The 18,147-nt window shown below is 58.0% G+C and carries 13 protein-coding genes; 5 read left to right on the top strand and 8 right to left on the bottom strand.

What is annotated here, in order from left to right:
- Nucleotides 1-151: 151 nt before the first annotated feature.
- The 3 genes from N2601_RS19670 (at nucleotide 152) to N2601_RS19660 (ending at nucleotide 4,801) form a co-directional block, all read left to right on the top strand.
- Nucleotides 152-1,351 carry an MFS transporter gene (locus N2601_RS19670; RefSeq protein WP_104825961.1) on the top strand — a complete coding sequence of 400 codons (1,200 nt, stop codon included), beginning with the start codon at nucleotides 152-154 and terminating at the stop codon, nucleotides 1,349-1,351.
- A 323-nt stretch (nucleotides 1,352-1,674) separates the two neighbouring features.
- Entirely contained in the window at nucleotides 1,675-3,558 is a 1,884-nt protein-coding gene (locus N2601_RS19665; RefSeq protein ID WP_104825960.1) for an MFS transporter, read from the top strand.
- A gap of 148 nt (nucleotides 3,559-3,706) precedes the next feature.
- Nucleotides 3,707-4,801: an LLM class flavin-dependent oxidoreductase gene (locus tag N2601_RS19660; protein WP_104827809.1), complete on the top strand. Its 1,095-nt coding sequence runs from the start codon at nucleotides 3,707-3,709 to the stop codon at nucleotides 4,799-4,801.
- 45 nt (nucleotides 4,802-4,846) lie between these two features.
- Here the strand turns inward: N2601_RS19660 and pepT are convergent, their stop codons facing one another.
- The 3 genes from pepT to N2601_RS19645 form a co-directional block, all read right to left on the bottom strand.
- The gene (pepT, locus tag N2601_RS19655) at nucleotides 4,847-6,079 is read right to left on the bottom strand and encodes a peptidase T (RefSeq protein ID WP_104825959.1); all 1,233 of its coding nucleotides are present in this window, start codon (nucleotides 6,077-6,079) and stop codon (nucleotides 4,847-4,849) included.
- A 354-nt stretch (nucleotides 6,080-6,433) separates the two neighbouring features.
- Nucleotides 6,434-6,952: a DUF992 domain-containing protein gene (locus N2601_RS19650; protein WP_104825958.1), complete on the bottom strand. Its 519-nt coding sequence runs from the start codon at nucleotides 6,950-6,952 to the stop codon at nucleotides 6,434-6,436.
- Between the two features lie 234 nt (nucleotides 6,953-7,186).
- On the bottom strand, nucleotides 7,187-8,449 hold the full coding sequence (locus N2601_RS19645) for an adenylate/guanylate cyclase domain-containing protein (RefSeq protein WP_104825957.1): 1,263 nt from the start codon (nucleotides 8,447-8,449) through the stop codon (nucleotides 7,187-7,189).
- A gap of 399 nt (nucleotides 8,450-8,848) precedes the next feature.
- Here N2601_RS19645 and N2601_RS19640 point away from each other — a divergent pair, with 399 nt between their 5' ends.
- Complete coding sequence (locus N2601_RS19640) at nucleotides 8,849-10,015, top strand: M20 aminoacylase family protein (protein WP_104825956.1); 1,167 nt, start codon at nucleotides 8,849-8,851, stop codon at nucleotides 10,013-10,015.
- 75 nt (nucleotides 10,016-10,090) lie between these two features.
- Here the strand turns inward: N2601_RS19640 and N2601_RS19635 are convergent, their stop codons facing one another.
- Nucleotides 10,091-11,191, bottom strand: a complete 1,101-nt coding sequence (locus N2601_RS19635) for a heparin lyase I family protein (RefSeq protein WP_158704547.1) — start codon at nucleotides 11,189-11,191, stop codon at nucleotides 10,091-10,093.
- Nucleotides 11,192-11,572: 381 nt separating this feature from the next.
- Between N2601_RS19635 and N2601_RS19630 the strand changes: the two genes are divergently transcribed.
- Nucleotides 11,573-13,237, top strand: a complete 1,665-nt coding sequence (locus N2601_RS19630) for an IS66 family transposase (protein WP_260304586.1) — start codon at nucleotides 11,573-11,575, stop codon at nucleotides 13,235-13,237.
- A 6-nt stretch (nucleotides 13,238-13,243) separates the two neighbouring features.
- Here the strand turns inward: N2601_RS19630 and N2601_RS19625 are convergent, their stop codons facing one another.
- The 4 genes from N2601_RS19625 to repA all read right to left on the bottom strand — a co-directional run bounded on the left by N2601_RS19625 (nucleotide 13,244) and on the right by repA (nucleotide 18,147).
- Nucleotides 13,244-13,582, bottom strand: coding sequence for a hypothetical protein (locus tag N2601_RS19625; protein ID WP_260305273.1), 339 nt, complete (start codon nucleotides 13,580-13,582; stop codon nucleotides 13,244-13,246).
- A gap of 619 nt (nucleotides 13,583-14,201) precedes the next feature.
- The gene (repC, locus tag N2601_RS19620) at nucleotides 14,202-15,512 is read right to left on the bottom strand and encodes a plasmid replication protein RepC (RefSeq protein ID WP_104827808.1); all 1,311 of its coding nucleotides are present in this window, start codon (nucleotides 15,510-15,512) and stop codon (nucleotides 14,202-14,204) included.
- A 386-nt stretch (nucleotides 15,513-15,898) separates the two neighbouring features.
- A complete protein-coding gene (gene repB / locus N2601_RS19615) occupies nucleotides 15,899-16,927 on the bottom strand; it encodes a plasmid partitioning protein RepB (protein ID WP_104827807.1) in 1,029 nt (342 codons plus the stop codon).
- Nucleotides 16,924-18,147, bottom strand: a complete 1,224-nt coding sequence (gene repA, locus N2601_RS19610) for a plasmid partitioning protein RepA (RefSeq protein ID WP_104827806.1) — start codon at nucleotides 18,145-18,147, stop codon at nucleotides 16,924-16,926. The genes repB and repA overlap by 4 nt, the downstream gene beginning before the upstream one ends.

Below are 18,147 nucleotides of genomic sequence, written 5' to 3'. Positions count from 1 at the left end.
CGCCGTAACCTTCATCGCACGTCCAAGAATAAAAATGATAGGACATGTCGAAATCACGCTGGCTCGAGCGTCTTAGGGAATGGATGGCGCTGCGGAACGGGGCCGTCCATGCCGTATCAAGATCGATCGTGCAAAATGGGGTTAAGCGGATATGGGCAATTCCTATCGTTGGGTCATCGTGGCCGCCGGCGCGCTGATGACCTGTGTTGCGCTGGGCGCAATGTTTTCACTGGCTATTTTTCAGGTGCCGATCGCTACCGCCACCAATTGGTCGCATGCCGGCATTGCGAGCGCGATGACGCTCAATTTCCTGGTCATGGGTCTCGGCGGTTTCCTGTGGGGCGCGGCAAGCGATCGCTTCGGTCCTCGTATTGTCGTACTGACGGGCGCAGTCCTGCTAGGCCTCGCGCTTGTCCTGGCGAGTCGGGCGGGATCGCTTCTCGAATTTCAATTGACCTACGGCATTCTCGTCGGCCTCGCCGCCAGCGCATTCTTCGCGCCGATGATCGCGGCTACGACCGCATGGTTCGATGAAAACCGCAGCCTCGCCGTTTCACTGGTCTCCGCCGGCATGGGGGTTGCGCCGATGACGATTTCACCATTCGCCCGCTGGCTCATTTCGGCTTACGAATGGCAGACGGCCATGATGCTCATCGGTTTTCTCGCCTGGATACTGCTGGTGCCGGCGGCACTGCTCGTGCGACGCCCCCCTGCGGCTGCGGCGGGCCCGGATACCGATCCCGCGGCCGAAGGCCCCAACGTACCGCTCGGACAGATATTCCGATCGCCGCAATTTCTCGTTCTCGGCGGAACCTTCTTTGCCTGCTGCGCGGCGCATTCAGGACCGATCTTCCACATGGTAAGCTATGCGACGATCTGCGGCGTGGCGCCGATGGCGGCGGTGAGCATCTACAGCGTCGAAGGGCTTGCGGGGCTCGGCGGCCGGCTTCTATATGGCACGCTTGCAGACAGGCTCGGCGTCAAGCCAGTCTTGGTCGCGGGCCTGCTGGTGCAGGCGGCGGCGCTCGCGATCTATCTCCTCGTCAGCCAGCTTAGCGAATTCTACGCCCTCGCGGTCATCTTCGGCAGCGCCTATGGCGGGGTTATGCCGCTCTATGCGGTGCTTGCACGGGAGTATTTCGGACCGCGCGTCATCGGCACAGTTTTCGGCGCGGCAACCATGCTGTCGAGTATCGGAATGGCATTCGGCCCACTGGCGGGCGGCTGGATCTTCGATACGTTCGGGAATTATTCCTGGCTCTTCATCGGATCGTCCATGGTAGGCCTCGGCGCAGTCGCCATCGCACTCGCCTTTCCACCATTGCAGCGCGTCAGGCTTCAACCGGCATAACCCAGGCTTGCAAGAAGACGCATTTACAGCGGATCTCCTGAGCCGGAGACAATGGCGTCAGGGGATCTTAGTTTCTGCGTTTCACCGCCTTACACACAGTTTTAGGCAGCGGACGCAAGTTGCTGGCATTGCATTTTTCAATTTTTGGTCAACACTTCTCCTGGGCATCAGGTGCGTGACCTCAGGGGGGAGGAAATCCGGAGGCGTTCACCAGCGCAGGTTTGCCGCGCCGATCGGCCGGAAAATCAAGCGCTATGCCAACATGGGAGGGTATGGCATGGCTCCCGCCGTCCATGTCCTTGGTGCAACTGGGAGGAATAAAAATGGTAAGCACCTCTGTAGGTGAAACTTCTGGTCGGGGTATGACCAGGGAAGAGAAGAAGGTGATCTTTGCATCTTCGCTCGGAACTGTTTTCGAATGGTATGATTTCTATCTCTATGGTTCCTTGGCCACATTCATCGGTGCGGCCTTTTTCAGTGATTATCCGGAGGCGACCCGCAATATTTTCGCGCTGCTCGCTTTTGCAGCCGGCTTTCTTGTCCGGCCGTTCGGCGCGCTGGTCTTCGGACGGATCGGCGATCTCGTCGGCCGCAAATATACGTTTCTAGTCACGATCACGATCATGGGTCTGTCGACCTTCCTGGTCGGCGTCCTGCCGGGTTCGGCCAGTTGGGGCATCATCGCCCCGGTCATTCTAATCGGATTGCGCCTGTTGCAAGGCCTTGCGCTCGGCGGGGAGTATGGCGGCGCGGCGACCTATGTTGCGGAACATGCGCCCAACAACCGGCGCGGCTATTACACATCCTGGATCCAGACGACGGCAACGCTCGGGCTCTTCCTGTCGCTCATCGTCATTCTGGTCGTGCAGAATTGGCTTGGCAAAACCGCCTTTGCCGATTGGGGCTGGCGTATCCCCTTCATCCTGTCCTGCGTCCTTCTGGGCATTTCCGTTTGGATTCGACTGTCGCTCAGTGAATCCCCGGCCTTCCAAAGGATGAAGGAAGAGGGCAAGGGCTCCAAAGCACCCCTATCTGAGGCTTTTGGCCAGTGGAAGAACGCCAGGATCGCTCTGCTCGCGCTGCTCGGCCTCACCGCCGGCCAGGCGGTCGTCTGGTATGCGGGCCAGTTCTATTCGCTGTTCTTCCTGCAGAACGTGCTGAAGGTCGATGGCCAAACCGTCAATATCATGATCGCCATAGCGCTCTTGATTGGCAGCGGCTTCTTCGTCGTGTTCGGTTGGCTGTCCGACAAGATCGGCCGCAAGCCGATTATCATGGCCGGTCTCGCCTTGGCGATCCTGACCTATTTCCCGCTGTTCAACGCATTGACCCGCGCGGCAAACCCGGCTCTCGCCCAGGCGGAACAGACGATCCGCGCCACCGTCACCGCAGCACCCCACGATTGCACCTTCCAGTTCAACCCGGTCGGCACAGCGAAATTCAACAACTCCTGCGACATTGCGACTTCATTCCTGTCGAAGAGCTCCGTCCCCTATGCCATCGTCGATGGCCCCGCCGGCCAGCCGGCAACGGTAACGGTCGGCGATACGACCGTCACCTCGTACAATGCCGTCACCGCCGGCGCGGACGCTGCCGCAAAGAGCGCAGTATTCACGCATGATCTGAATCTTGCCTTGCAGAAGGCCGGCTTCCCGCTCGCGCGGGATCCCGCCAAGGTGCCTGAGGTCAAGCTGGATGGCTTCATTGCCGCAAACCCTGAACTCGGCCTCAATGCAACGACGATCCGCGCCGGCGACAAGACGGTCACGCCGGTGGCTGACCTCGTCAAGGCGAAGCTGCTCACGGCTGACCAAGCTGCGGGGGCGACGGAAATGCCGGTTTACACCATAGCGAACGGCGGCGCATTCAAGATGGTCGCCGATCCCAATGCGGTAAACTGGCCGCTCACCATCGCCATTCTCACCATTCTCGTTATCTATGTGACCATGGTCTATGGTCCCATCGCCGCGATATTGGTTGAGATGTTTCCGACCCGCATCCGCTATACCGGCATGTCCTTGCCCTATCATATCGGCAATGGTTGGTTCGGCGGCCTGCTTCCGGCAACGGTCTTTGCAATGAGTGCTGCCACAGGCGATATCTATTATGGTCTCTGGTATCCGATCGCGGTTGCCGCGATGAGCCTTGTCATCGGCCTCATCTTTATCCGCGACACCAAGGGCATTGATCTCAACGCCATCAAGTAGCAACCGAAGAAAGGCCCGGCGCGAAACGATATCGCGCCGGGCTTTTTGTGCCGGACGTCCGGCACTTTCACGATTGGCAATGTTTGGGCAAGTCCTGTTCCACCCGCCATCCGTCTTGCCCGCCGAAGACGAAAATGAAGAGGGAAAGATGATCAAGCCGCATCCGCTGAAAGGCCCGAACCGGCTGAAGCTTGGCGTATTCTCCGCCAATGCCGATGGCGGGCTGGCGATCACCGATGTGCCGGAACGCTGGGCCGCTGGCTGGCAGGACAATCTGACCGCTGCGCAGATCGCCGATCGCGCCGGGCTGGAATTCTTTCTGCCGATTGCCCGCTGGCGAGGCTTCGGCGGTAAGAACCGGGTGCGCGAATGGTCGTTCGAGACTTTCACCTGGGCGGCGGCGCTGGCGGCCGCGACCGAGAAGATCGGCCTATTCATGACGGTGCATGTGCCGTTGGTGCATCCGCTTTATGCCGCCAAATCGCTGGCGACGGTCGATCATGTCAGCCAGGGGCGAGCAGGCCTCAACATCGTCTGCGGCTGGAACCCGAAGGAATTCGGCATGTTCGGCATTCCCCTGGTCGAGAAGGGCTACGACCAGGCGGCGGAATGGCTGGAGATCCTTGAAAAGGTCTACGCCTCCGACGATCCAGTCGACTATGCCGGCACCTATTACACGCTGAAGGAAGCCGTGAGCCGGCCGGCAAGTCTGCAGACGCCGCGGCCGGTGACGATGAACGCCGCTTTCGGCGGTCCGGGCCGCGATTTTGCGGCGGCGAGCTGCGACTATCTCTTCACCACCTTCACCGAGATCGCGGATGCAGGAAAACATGTCATCGATATCCGCGAAAGGGCGGAGAGAAAGGGCAGGGATGTCGGCGTCTACACCGTCTGCCACGTCGTCTGCCGCCAGACGCAGCAGGAGGCGGAGGACTATTACACCCGCTACGCCGTCACCATGGCCGACCACGCCGCCGTCGATCAGCATATGGCCGGCAAGAAGGAATTCTCGCAATCGCACGACCGCGATGCCTATGACCGATACCGCCAGCGCTTCGCCGGCGGCGCGGGCAGCTATCCGTTGATCGGCACGCCGGAAAAGATCGTCGAGGATATGATCGCCATATCTGCCCAGGGCTATGCCGGCATAGCTCTGTCCTTCGTCAACTATACGCAGGAACTGCCCTATTTTTGCGATCGGGTCATCCCGCTTCTGAAAAAGGCGGGACTTCGAGTCGAATGAAGGAAAGGCGTCAATCTATTTCAGACGACGCTATCATCGCATGCGTTAGGCGCGCTCCGCCCAGAGTTTTGCCAGTTCGACAAGCGTCTTGACGCCCTTCTCCATGTCTTGCCGGCTGACCCATTCGAGCGGCGAGTGAAAGGCATGGCCTCCGGCGAAGATGTTGGCGCAGGGCAGGCCCATGAACGACAGTCGCGAACCGTCGGTGCCGCCTCGGATGCTGCCGCGCACGGGCGTCATGCCAGCGCGCCGGACGGCCTCGATGGCGTTGTCGGCGATCTCCGGATGGCGGTCGAGGATGGTCTTCATGTTGCGGTACTGCTGCCTGACCTTGAAGGAATAGGTGGAGCCGGGATATTCCGCCATCACCTCCTTTACGGTCGCCTCGAGCATAGCCTCCTTGGCAGCGAGACCATCATCGTTGAAATCGCGAATGATAAAGCTGAGGGCTGCCTTTTCCATCGAACCGGTCACACCGGTTGGATGGACAAAACCATCCCTGCCGTCTGTCGTCTCCGGCGCCATGTCTTCCGGAAGCCGGCTAATGATCGCGCCGGCGATTTTGATGGCGTTCTCCATCTTACTCTTGGCAAAACCTGGGTGGATGGCAACGCCTTGAATGGTGATTTCGACGCCGTCGGCGGAAAAGGTTTCATCCTCGATATGGCCGGCCGTTTCGCCATCGACGGTGTAGGCGAACTCTGCGCCGAGCTTCGTCAGATCGACCTTGTCGACCCCACGTCCGATTTCCTCATCCGTCGTGAACAGAAGCTTGATCGTTCCGTGTTCGATCTCCGGATTGTCGACCAAAAACTGGGCGGCCGTCATGATTTCCGCAAGGCCAGCCTTATCATCGGCACCGAGCAGCGTCGTGCCGTCGGAGGTGATGATGTCGTTGCCGATCTGGTCGCGCAGAACCGGATTGTCGCTGACGCGAATGACCTGTTGCGGATCGCCCGGAAGCTGGATGTCGCCGCCACCATAGTTTCGCAGGATTTGCGGCTTGACATTGGTGCCGGTGAAATCGGGCGCCGTATCCATATGCGAACAGAAGCAGATGACCGGCACTGGCCTGTCGACATTGGACGGGACGGTTGCATAGACGTAACCGTGCTCATCGAGATGCGCATCGGAAAGGCCGATCGCCAGCAATTCCTCCACCAGGAGTCGGCCAAGATTCCTCTGTTTTTCCGTAGACGGCTGCGTCGATGACGTGGGATCCGATTGGGTGTCGATAACGACATAGCGAAGGAAGCGATCGATAACGGTATCAGTCATGAGTTCAGGTCCACGTATTCATCGACGATGGACAGCTATAGCCCTCGCGGACGCGGCCGTGAATGCATTTTCGTTTTGCCGAAGCGTTTTGTCGGTATAGCAAGAGATAACCTTAGCTGGTATAAAATACCACAAACACGCTTAGGGTGTGCCCATGCCACCGAGACCGCCGGCGGCACGCGTTGTCTGGGGCTGAAAATGCGTCAGCCAGGTAGTTGAGTAACCCACCAAAGACAATCATTTGCACGATGACCACGTTTTAAAAGTGTCCCATCATGCATCCGTAGTCGCACCCTATGCGTACCCTCCCTAGAGAAGATACGCACGGGGCGGAACTGGCAAATGAAGATATGCTTAGTCTATCGTGGTCAGCGTCACCGACGTACCGGTAGCGGCGACGTTGAGCCCGAGCTGGCCGGTTACACTGATTAGCTGCAGATGCACGGAGCCGGAGCTGCCACCGAGAAGAACGTTGGCACCAACGCCGGCACCAAGGGTCGCCTCCGCGGTAACGCCCGTATAAAGGCCGCTTAACGCACCATGATGATAGCCGGCTGTCGGAGCAAAAACGAGCCAGACAAGACGGCTGCGGGTGGTGAAGCCGAGATCGACGCCCAGTTTTCTGATCGCACCGCTATAATGGTCAATGCGCTCCTTTCCGACGGTCGAGCGGAAAACGCAGTCGGCCTCTTTTGCAGAGCCAAGCACATAGCCGACACCGCCGCCGACGTCGCACGTAAGATAGCCGATCTTTACCCCATTGCGCTCGTCCGGCTCCTGGTAGGTGGTCTGTAGGTCGGCCGCGCGTACCCCCGTCCCGCCGATGACGATCAATGCTGCTACTGAAAATGCCGTGGCGAGTAATTTATTCATCTTTCTCTCCTTGTCAGAGTATTCAGGGTGCAGGGCACCCGGTCGCCGAGCCGTTGAGTCGGCCCAAACTAACGTCCGTGATCGCAGAACGATCCCACGAAATTGAGGCGGCTATCGTCTTTCCACTCATCCTAATATACAAGAGACAACAGCCCTCGACACTTCACGTTTTGCGATCAGCTTTTTCGCTCCGCGAGGTCCAGAAAATGGACCGGGCATGATCTCGGAAACATATCAGGATCGCGCTTTGTGGCGCGCTACGCTATTTCCATTCGTCGCAAAGGCGAAGACATCGACCGGTTCACCAAGACCCTTGAGTGGGAAGGCACCAAGGCTTTCCATTTCGATCTCACAGCCTGCCATATCGACGAAGGCCTTGGACAACAAGACGGGCCGTTTGACCTCCTTGGTCAATGTCTCCAGTCGCGAAGCGACATTGACGGCCGGCCCGATGACGGTGAAATCAAGGCGGGTACGCGAACCGATATTGCCATACATCACATCGCCGACATGCACGCCGACGCCGTAACGCAAGACCTCGCGGCCATTCCGACTATTTTCCTCATTCAACGCGCCGACCGCAGCCTCCGCCTCGCTGATCGCCTGAAGAAGGTTAGCGCAGGCCATGGGATCGCTCAGCGGAAAAATGGCCAGTAATCCATCCCCCATGAATTTGAGAATCTCGCCGCCATGTTTCTCGATCGGCTCCGACATCGCGTCGAAATAGCCGTTCAGAAGGTCGATCACGTCGTCGCGCGGCCACATGTCCGAAATCGTCGTGAAGTCGCGCAGGTCGCAGATGAGGATGGCCGCGCCGACGGTCGTGCCGCTGCCGCGGGTGGTAGCACCCGCAAGGATTTTCTCGCTGGCATGCGGCCCTACATAGGTGCGCAGAAGCGTCCGGGCCAGGATGTTCTTCAGCCGGATCTCGCTCACCAGCGTCAGGGCCGGCAGTAGGTCCTTCAGGAAGGTGACATGCTCTTCGGTAAAGCCGCCCGGTATGTCGGCGGCAAAGGTGACGATATGGCGCTTGCCGAGCGTATGGTAGATCGGCCAGGCGATATAGTCGGTCAATCCTTCGGCATGCATTTCCTCGTAGAGCGGATAGGCGGGCCGATCGGCCGTATCCAGCTTTTCGAGGTTCTGGCGAACCTCGGCGGCTCCATTGAAGATCTCGTTGATCGGGCTAGCCAGAAACTGCGGTGTCGTCTCCACCCCGTAGCTGAAGGTGCTGATGTTTGCCTCCTCCATCCCTATACGCCAGAGGATTCGTGCACCGAGCCATTGCGGATGAAGCGTTCTGAAATGCAACGTCGCCCGTGCGACCGGGATACCCGCTGCCCGCAGTCTCCCGCACAAGTCCACGAGGATATTGTCGATGAAGCGTTCGTCGCGGGTATCATGCATCAGCCAATCGAGGATATTACTCCGTCTTGCCGGCCATATACCCTGGCTCTCGACATGCGAGCGGGACGCCGCTTCCGATGACAATTGCATTACCCGTACCCCACAAATACCTGGTCTCTGTCGTCGCGCAACGATCCACGCCGAAGTGCGAATATACGCCGATTGTCATTTACCTGGAACGACAATCGGCTTCAGCCCATGATTTTATAAACCGAAGCGCGAACCTATACCGCGCCTCGTGCTACCTGGCCAAAGATAGATAGGTCGAATTCCGTATTCTTTAAACGTGAGGCGAACCGTCGCAGGCCGTCAAACGCATGGCAGACGATGAGCAATGTCCCCGGGTCACAAATCAATTGACAGGCGGCCCATATCTTGGGCCGTCTGCAAAGGTGACTATACTCGTATGCTGCTCGTCGTTATCTCTGGTACAGATCCGCTCCCGCCGGCATCGCGGCGATTTGTAAGACTTTCTGAAGGAGACTGTTCATGAACCCGTCCGAAGCATCGCGCATCATTGCGGATGAGGCCAAGAACTGGCGTCGCGAGATACATCAATATCCGGAACTTCTATTCGATCTGCCACGCACGTCGGCGATGGTGGCGGAGAAGCTGAGGGCGTTCGGCTGCGACGAGGTAGTGACCGGGATGGCCAAGTCCGGGGTCGTGGCGGTGATCTCAGGTAACAGAGGCAATGGCAAGACGATCGCGCTTCGCTGCGACATGGACGCGCTGCCGATGTCCGAACAGACGAACCTGCCTTACGCCTCGAAGATACCAAACATGATGCATGCCTGCGGCCATGACGGTCACACCGCCATGCTCCTGGGTGCCGCCAAACGGTTTGCCGCCGATCGCAATTTTGCGGGCAAGATCGTTCTGATCTTCCAGCCGGCGGAAGAAGGCGGCGGCGGCGGGCGCGTGATGCTGGAGGAAGGTTTGCTCGATCGTTTCGGCATCGAGGAAGTCTATGGCATGCATAATCAGCCGGGCCTCGCCGTCGGCTCGTTCGCCATCCGCAGCGGCCCGATGATGGCTGCTGGGGACCGTTTCGTCATCACCATCCACGGACGCGGTGGCCACGCGGCTTCGCCGCATCTTGCCCGCGACCCCGTGCTTGTCGCTTCGCATGTCATCGTCGCGCTCCAGTCGATCGCATCGCGCTTTACCGATCCGTTCGATCCCGTCGTCGTTTCCGTTACCTTCATCAGCGGCGGCGACCGGAAGGCGCTGAACGTCATCCCTCCCGCCGTCGAAATCGGCGGCACGGTCCGCACGATGCTGCCGGCGACACGCCGCGCCGTAGAGCAACGGTTTCGCGATGTGGTGACTGGGACGGCGAAGCTCCATGACACGCAGGCCGAAATCGATTGGCGCCCGGGATATCCCGTGACCGTCAACAATGCCGAGAAGACCGCGGTTGCGATCGCCGCCGCGAAGAACGTTGTCGGCGCAGAGCGCGTCAACGGCAACTGGCCAATGACGATGGGTTCGGAAGACTTTTCCTATATGCTCGAAAAGCGGCCCGGCGCGCTCATCTGGGTCGGCAATGGCGACAGCGCCGATCTGCATAATCCGGCTTATGACTTCAATGACAATGCCATCGCCTACGGCATCGACTACTGGGCCGCCCTGGTTGCGCAGCGATTGTCATAGCTGAACGGAGAGGCATTCGTTCGCGGGTTTACCATTCGATCGCCGCGGATTGACGCCTCGCAGGGCAAGGCTGCCTCATTTCCGGGCGGTCTCGATCCTGATCCAATCCAGCTCCAACGTGTCCGAGGACGGTATATAGTCGCGGTATTGGCCGATCTTAAACTTGGTCATCGGTGGAGATGATGGATCAGGCTCATACCCGATCTTGCCGGTTACCCTGGCGATGAACCGGCCATCCTGATGAATCTCGATGAAAGCGCTGCCGTCACGACCGGCCTGCACGCGATAACGCATCTCGACCCATTTCCCCGCCGGCGTCGACAGGATGGGATTGCGGCCATACTCCACCTTCAAATTGGGCGTGCAGGCTTTGCCGTCGCTGTCCTCCGGCCGGATAGACTGGCAATAATGCGGCGTTCCGTTTTTCCAGGCGAGCTTGCTTCCCTTGGCTGGCGCCGAGGCGATCAAGCACCTGCACATATCGTCCTGAACCGTGACATGCAGGATGCCGTCATCATAGCGCTGGGCGAGAAACGGGCTTGGTGACCAGCCCGCAAACTCCTGCGCGTACTTGCTATTTATAGGCTCCTGTTTCCATTGCGCCGTTATCCAGCGAATGGAATCCTTATCGTTCAAAACCTCTTTCGGCATGCGGAAGCGGAAGGAATAGACGAGCGGCACATCGGACCTTCGAAAGAAGGTCTTTTGCAGGCGAAGCTCTTCACGCTGAATGCATTCGTCCTCCTGGTGAGCTGCCTTGGCCCGGCTCCAGGCGTTGTCGTCGCAATAAGGATCAGGTTGGTTCGCCGTCGGCGCCCACGTCGGCTTCACTTTCGCAAAGAAGTTCGTGCCGAGAAACTCCGGTCTGCTGACTTCGGTCACCAAGAAGTGTTGCGCAGTCAGGACCTCCTGCGGCGCCTTGCAAGCAGGTTCGCACTTCTTGCCGCCGAGTGAGGATTCGTTGACGGTAATCCCGGCTATGTAATCCCTCCTTTCGGCTGGATCGGCCGAGAATGTTACCGGTGTATTTTTGTTATCGATCTGGCAGGAACACCATTGGCTCTGATCTAGCGTCGGCGACCTGAAATCATTGTAGAGAAGCTCGGCTGCCGACGCGCTGGATGTGACCGCGACAAAAAGCAAAAGAAACATAGTAGCAGGCGTCAAACGCCACATCTTCGTCTCCCAATAGGCGCGCATCGCACCCTGGAAGAACGTTTAAACATAGAATCTCGTGGATTGAAATCCAGCGAAAAGGACGAGGACCCTGTCCTTCGCGTTGCATCGCCGTCGTGTTGCCTGGCGTTTCAATCTGTCGCCAAATGACTGGAATTGTCAGGATGCAGGTTACTGCAAATAACGGTAGGAGGGATCATGTCCATAGAGTTGCTGCCGGGGTCTCCCGCTCCAAAACCTAGCCATTTTCTGTAAGTGGGGCATTTTGGTTGGCAGATTTTCGCCAACGACCCTAGAGAAGTGTGCATAAGTGCTTGCTCGGCGAACTGGTTGCCGGCGTGGGGATTCCTTGGCCGGGGCAAATCATGATTCAGTCCCGGGATGGCAAAGAGACGGCTCCCCTCGCCTGAGCATGCCGATACGCTATCGCTGAAGGCGTTGCGTAGTTTGGTGACTGGTCTGTTGGAAAGGGCGGAGCGGGCTGAAGTTCGCCTTGAGAAACTCGAGGCCGAGAACGCAGCCCTTCGTGAAGAAAACGCGGCGCTTCGCCTGGAAAACACCCGTTTGAAGGTCGAGAACCAGCTGCTGCGCGACGAGATCGCGCGGCTGAAGAACCTGCCGCCGCGCCCGCCGTTTCGACCATCGGGCATGGAGAAAGCGACCGATGGCCCGAGCGATAAGCCGGCGGGCAAGAAGAAGCCACGCGGCCCGAAGCTCGATGTGAAGCGGGTCAGCCGGGAGGAGGTTTTACGTGCAAACGTTCCGGCCGGCTCGCGCTTCAAAGGCTACAAAAGCTGCTTCGTGCGGGAACTGGTTCTCACGGCCGAGCTTGTGCACTACCGGCGGGAATGCTGGATCATGCCGGATGGGAAGACAGTGATCGCACCGTTGCCCGTGGGGATCATGGGTGGCTACGGCCCGAACATCCGGCGGCTTTGCCTGATGCTGCATGCGCAAGGACAGGTGACGACTGGGCGGCTGACGACGTTGTTGAATGATGTCGGTATCGACATCTCTAAGCGTCAGGTCGTGCGCCTTCTGACCAAAGAGCTGGATGGGTTTGTCGCCGAGGATGCGGCGGTGCTGCATGCCGGCCTGGTGTCGTCCTCCTATGTCACTGTGGATGACACCGGCGCCCGCCACGCTCATGGTAACTTTTATACGACGCAGATCGGCGGCGACCACTTTACGGTCTTCCGCACCATGAAATCGAAATCGCGACTGAACTTCCTGTCGCTGCTGCGCGGCAACTACCGGGATTATGTCCTCAACGACGCGGCATTCGACTATCTGGAAGAGCGCCGCGGCGATCCGGGCCTTGTTGCCAGACTGCGCACTTTCGAGCCGCAAGGCTTCTGCAATCAGGTGCCGTTCCTGGAATATCTAGCCGGCAAGGGCATCGATATTTTCGACAGGCAAGGGATCGGGGTCCTGGCCGAAGCTGGTCTGTGGGGTTCCCTGCGCCATCACGGCCTGCTGGGCGACATGGTGATCGTCTCTGACGATGCCGGCCAGTTTCGTGTCGGCAATCATGCCCTGTGCTGGGTCCATAGCGAGCGCCTTCTGCAAAAGCTGATGCCGGCCAAGCCAAAGGAGGCGCGAGCGGTCGCGCTGGTGCGCGATCTTATCTGGCGATTTTACAAGGCGCTGAAGATCTGGAAGCAAAAGCCTTTACCACAGGCAATCCCAGGCTTCCGACGACGGTTCGACAGGATCTTTACCCTGCACACTGGCTATGACGCCCTCGATCAACTGCTGACGCGCCTGCATCGTCGAAAAGACGAGTTGCTGAAGGTGCTCGAGTGTCCACATATTCCATTGCACACGAACGCGTCGGAGAACGACTTGCGGGCCTTTGTCACCAAACGCAAAATCTCGGGCGGCACCTTGAGCCGGGACGGCCGCATTGCGCGCGACACGATGCTCGGTCTGATGAAGACCTGCAAAAAGCTCGGGCTGTCCTTTTATCACTATCTCGGCGACCGGCTCGGCATCGCCGGCCAGATCATCCCGCCACTGGCAGGCCTTGTCGCGGCGAAAGCTTGAGCGCTGCTACCTAGTGCCGGGTTTTGCAAACGGCACGACACGGCCGTCTTTGGACACCTCTCCGTCCAGACCATGCCGGCCCACAAGCGTCAGCAAGGACGGCGAGACGTTCCAGTGCTTCTCGTCGTCGGTGTGAACCGTCACGGTTTTGCGATTGCGGCGGATGACGATACCCCGGATCGTTCTCCCATCCGGCCCTTCGAACATGACGCCGCTGCCGATCTTGATCTCTCGCAGAGCAGCGGCGGTCTTTTGCTGATGCAGAAAATGCAGCCGTTCGACGATACGTCCATGCAGTGCCATCAGGGTGGCTTCGTCGAGCCCCTCGATATCGATCTCGTGCATCTTCCCGCTACCCACGCCTCTGGTCCCAATGCCGTCTTATGCTCCGCCGCCCATTATGGTAGAAGAGCATCGACGGCACAATTGCCCAGCGCTGCAGCAGCGCCTCCAAATCAGCCCCTTTTACCCATTTTCTCCTTTTGCGGATGCAAATTATCCTATGTCTAAATGGCTGTTAAATCTAAGCTAAGCTGCCAAACGGAAGTAATTTCGGCTTTAACTTCCGTCACTCCCTATACCCTTTGGAAGGGCTCAATTTCGATCAAAAGAGTGTCTGGGAGGGGATAATCCGTCGCAGGCAAAACTGCTGAATGCGGATCGATTTGACGAGTAGGAGGTTACTACAATAACGCCGGAACGCAAAGTGAAATAGGTGACATGATTGATCTTTTGGCGCCCGCGTCGTCTCCAACAGGATCCTAACGACGGTCGCTGGAAATTTTCCTCCGAGAGCTCGCAGTTGTTCACGTAGGCATCCTTCCCATGTTCAAGTTCCGGCTCTTTTCTTGAGACAAAGTGTACGGGGTCTCGGCCTAAAGCTTGAGCAAGCGTACAAACTCGAGACCGTTCGCAAGGATCTTGTTCAACACCATTTCCTCCGGTCTTGCGCAGGGGACATGTTTCATGCCGCATCTCGTCCTGGCAGCCTGTGTGACCGCGCCAAAGCCATCAACATTGGGCCAATAGCGAATTCACCACATTGCGCTCTTCGCGTCAGATTGCGCAGATAACCTCCTGCCGAATTGATATGCTCTGCCCTCTGCAGCATGCAGGCGATGACGGTTGCTGCATTTTCAGGTCCCATGACGTTGCAAGCGTCCTGGTAAGCGGATGGGCTGATGCCCAACATGGTACGAATGACGATTGCCGCCGTCATGAGGTCTCGCCAGCTCTCGACCTTACCGGCGTGGCCGTATGATGCGACTTCAGGGCAAGCCTGGATCACAAGATCAAGCGGGAAAGACTTCAGCGGCTGAATAGAAGGATTACTTGGTCTTTGGGCTGTGGCCACTCGATATACGTTGCCTGTGGGTATGGAAAGGTGATGCGAACTCTCCTGGCTGTCGCACGCACCAACGGTGTCGTCCTGGGTTGCGTCTCGAGCTGGTTGCGTGCTGGAGGCCGGTTCAGATTCAAGAATGTTTTTTAAATCTGTATTCTGTATATGGCGCTCAGTTTGGGATTCGGTGGCGCTTTGTTTTTGTGTTTCTAGCTGCTTTTCCAATCGGATAAGGATTTCACCCCGCAGCATCTCCAGCTCGTCGAGCACTCCGCTTAAGTCGCCGACATGCGGCGCGCGCGGGATGGCTGCGAGGATCGACTGGAATGTCTTTTGGATCATCATCCAGTCGCCCGGGGCTTGTTCCTGCAGGGCGATCTCGATCAGCTTTGCGATGTCACGGCGGCAAATCGACAGACGTTCCTTGGTGACGCGCAGGCGCAGGCGATCGGCGACGATCCTTGCCGCATGGGCAAAGATTTCATCGGCGCGGGCGATGAGAGACGCCACGCTGAAGCCGAAGGCCTCGTCGATTTCGCCTTTCCGGTCCCGCCTTGCATAGCGTTTGCCGTTCGGGCTGTCTTTGCGGATCAGCAGACCTGCCGCCACCAGAGCAGCGAGATGGCGTCTCAATGTCGCCGGAGCAATGCCATGCGCCCGCAACGACAATTGCGCATTGGACGGAAAAACCACCAGGCCGTTTTCCTCCGACAAGGCATTTTCCGGATAAAAGCTCAAGAGTGCGTTCAATACGGCAAGGGCGCGGTCGGAAATTCCGAAAACGCTTCTGGCCTCGCAGAGAGCGCGAAACAGCTTCCACTTGTCGACGGATTTCCCGGGTTCGATATCCTTGGCGTCATACTGATTTGACAACATGCCAAGCGTCATCGACCGCCGCCCAAACGGCGTCGTTATGAAATTCGAATTGTGCATATCTTCGCCTCTGATCTCAGGCAAAGCGAATACGGCCACCGAAACGACTTCGATGCATTGACAACTGATTCGGGGGGAGCTATTGATATCTTCGCTACAAGAATGCAAAGGCTCTCGAATGGTTCGCCGTTTGGGGGCCTTTTCTTTTTGCCGTCGCTTACCTTTCTCTCTTCGTTTCAATCATGGTTTCTCGGTGTTTGACCGAGCGATTTCCGCTGATTAGCGGATACCAAACAGATCGAAGGTCGCGGCAAAAGAGCAATGATATCTTCGCTACAAGAATACAAAGGCTCTCGAATGGCTCGCCGTGAGGGCTTCATCCGTTGATAAGTTTATTCCAAATCCGCGCGGGGGCGCGGCGATAAAACCCTGTCAACTGACAGGGTTTATGAATCATCCTGTTTATCTGCGGCATCGAACTTCGCGATCAGCGCCGGTATTTCGCCTTCCAGGAAGGCTGCAAACCGGACACCTCGGTCGGTCTCTGGCATAAGCTTCAGTTCTTTCTTCGAAATCTGAAGCCTCGCCAGGGATTTGCCGCGTCCATCACGAATATCTCGACCGGGCAGGCGAGCCGCAGGAGTTTTCAACATTCCCATGGCCTGACTGAACCGCTCATTCGACATCAAGCGCAAAACCCTGTCAGATGACAGGGTCTCTCTGATCGCCCTAAGTGCATCAGGTTTCGCTTTTAACGATCCGCCGAATTCGACCCATCGCGGGCGCCCAATTTTAGGCGCCCTGCCAATGGCCTCGATGACGTCGAGAGGGACGACGCGATAGACGGAACGCATACGTGCAAGCTCTGCGTCGTCGATCCCAAGCGCTGCATAAATATCTCTCGGGCGGATGCCGGCTTCGTCCATACGCCATGCAAACAGCGCCCGTTCGATCCAGCTCAAATCCTGACGCGCAGCATTCTCGATCCCCTGAACGACAACAAGATCTCGATCAGACATGTCCAAGGTCAACGCCTTGATGGGGCGCTGAAGCTCACGGGCGGCGCGCAGGCGGCGATGGCCGTAGATCACCTGATATCGGCCTGCCAACGTCGGATGAAGGCGGACCTGGATGGGGATCTTCTGCCCATCTTCCTCGATGCTCTTCTTGAACTCCGCAAAAGACTCGTCGTTGTCGTCAGGAAGCCGGTCAGGAAAGGGCGACGGATCGATCAGATCGGTGTCGATTTCGGTCGAGCCGCCGGAGCCCGCCTCCAGCATGGCAAGAAGCCGGTCGCGTTCGTCCCTGATGTCACTGATCGCCTTATGGGTCGCGCCAATGACGCCGGCGCCCACACGGACAGGCGCCGAAGCGGACACCTGCTGCTCAACGCTGTTCTTCGTATCGGCATTGATATCGGCTGCCAGCAATCCGAAGCTTGCGGCAAGCGATGATCTTTTTGGGGACTTCGTCATCGCCTCCCCCAACTGCTTTTGATCAAATCCAGGATGGCATCGTTTACGGCATCCATTGCATCGCGGGCACGGCGATGGGTATCGCGGCCGACCTGACCCATCTCCAATTCGTACAGGCTGCGCTTGGCAAGACCTGCGGCCTCGACTGCCGTGCTTTCGATCGCCGTCGGCAAGATGACGTCGTCGCCAAAAAGATGGCGAAGCATGGCCACCACCTGCGACTGCGGCTGATCGTTCGGATCGTGGCGGGTGATGAGGTAGCGGAAAAAATCCTGCTTCAACACGGCACCGCTCTCGCCCAAAACCTGGATGAGATCTCCCATCATCAACAGGAACTGGCTCATCGACGAGACGTCCAGCATTGCCGGGTGGACAGTTACAATCATCCCCGTCGAAGCGTGAATGGCGCCAAGCGTCAGGAAACCCAGGGATGGCGGAGTGTCCAAGATCACCACATCGTAACGATGTCTGACTTCGTCCAATGCGAGCTTCAGCCGTTCGAAAAACATCCCCTCGCGACTGCCCAATCGCTGCGCCAGAATGCGAGGCGTCTCATGCTCGTATTCCATAACCTCGAGATTGCTCGGAATGAGATCGATGCCATCGAAGTAGGTTCGATGGATGATCTCTTTCATCGGCCGGCGTTCGTCGTCATACCGCAAAGCGGCATAGATGGTCTCGTTGGCTTGCACGTCGATCTCGGGCTGGAAACCGAACATCGCAGAAAGCGAGGCCTGCGGGTCGAGATCGATCGCCAGAACACGATAGCCGTGGAGCGCGAGATATTGTGCAAGGTGGACGCTGGTTGTCGTCTTGGCGCTGCCGCCTTTGAAGTTTGCGACCGCGAGCACCTGAAGATGCTCCCTGCCCTGCCGATAAGGAAGAAACCGCAATGCGTCCGAAGGCTTCTGCTCGGCAAACATGGCACGCAACTGATTGATCTGCTGCAGCGTATAGGCGCGATGGTTATTCTCTAGCCGGCTAGGAACCGGGCCGCGGCCCTCATTGGACAGCAGCTTCAGGGTCGAGTCGGGAATGGAGGTCAATTTCGAGACCTCATTCGTCATGAAATATCGCAGGCTCTTTTCCGCCTTCGGCGGATACATGCGGGTTCGCAGAGCCTGGAGCTGGTTCGAAAGCATGCCAGCATGCCGGACGATCTTCGTCGCAGCATCCTCGGAAAAAGCATTCTCCTGCTCGATTTGTTCTGTTAGCGCCAT

The sequence above is a fragment of the Rhizobium sp. CB3060 genome (assembly GCF_025200735.1).
GTDB lineage: Bacteria > Pseudomonadota > Alphaproteobacteria > Rhizobiales > Rhizobiaceae > Rhizobium.
The sequence above is the reverse complement of the archived record's forward strand: the minus strand, read 5'-3'. Positions and strand labels throughout refer to the sequence as shown.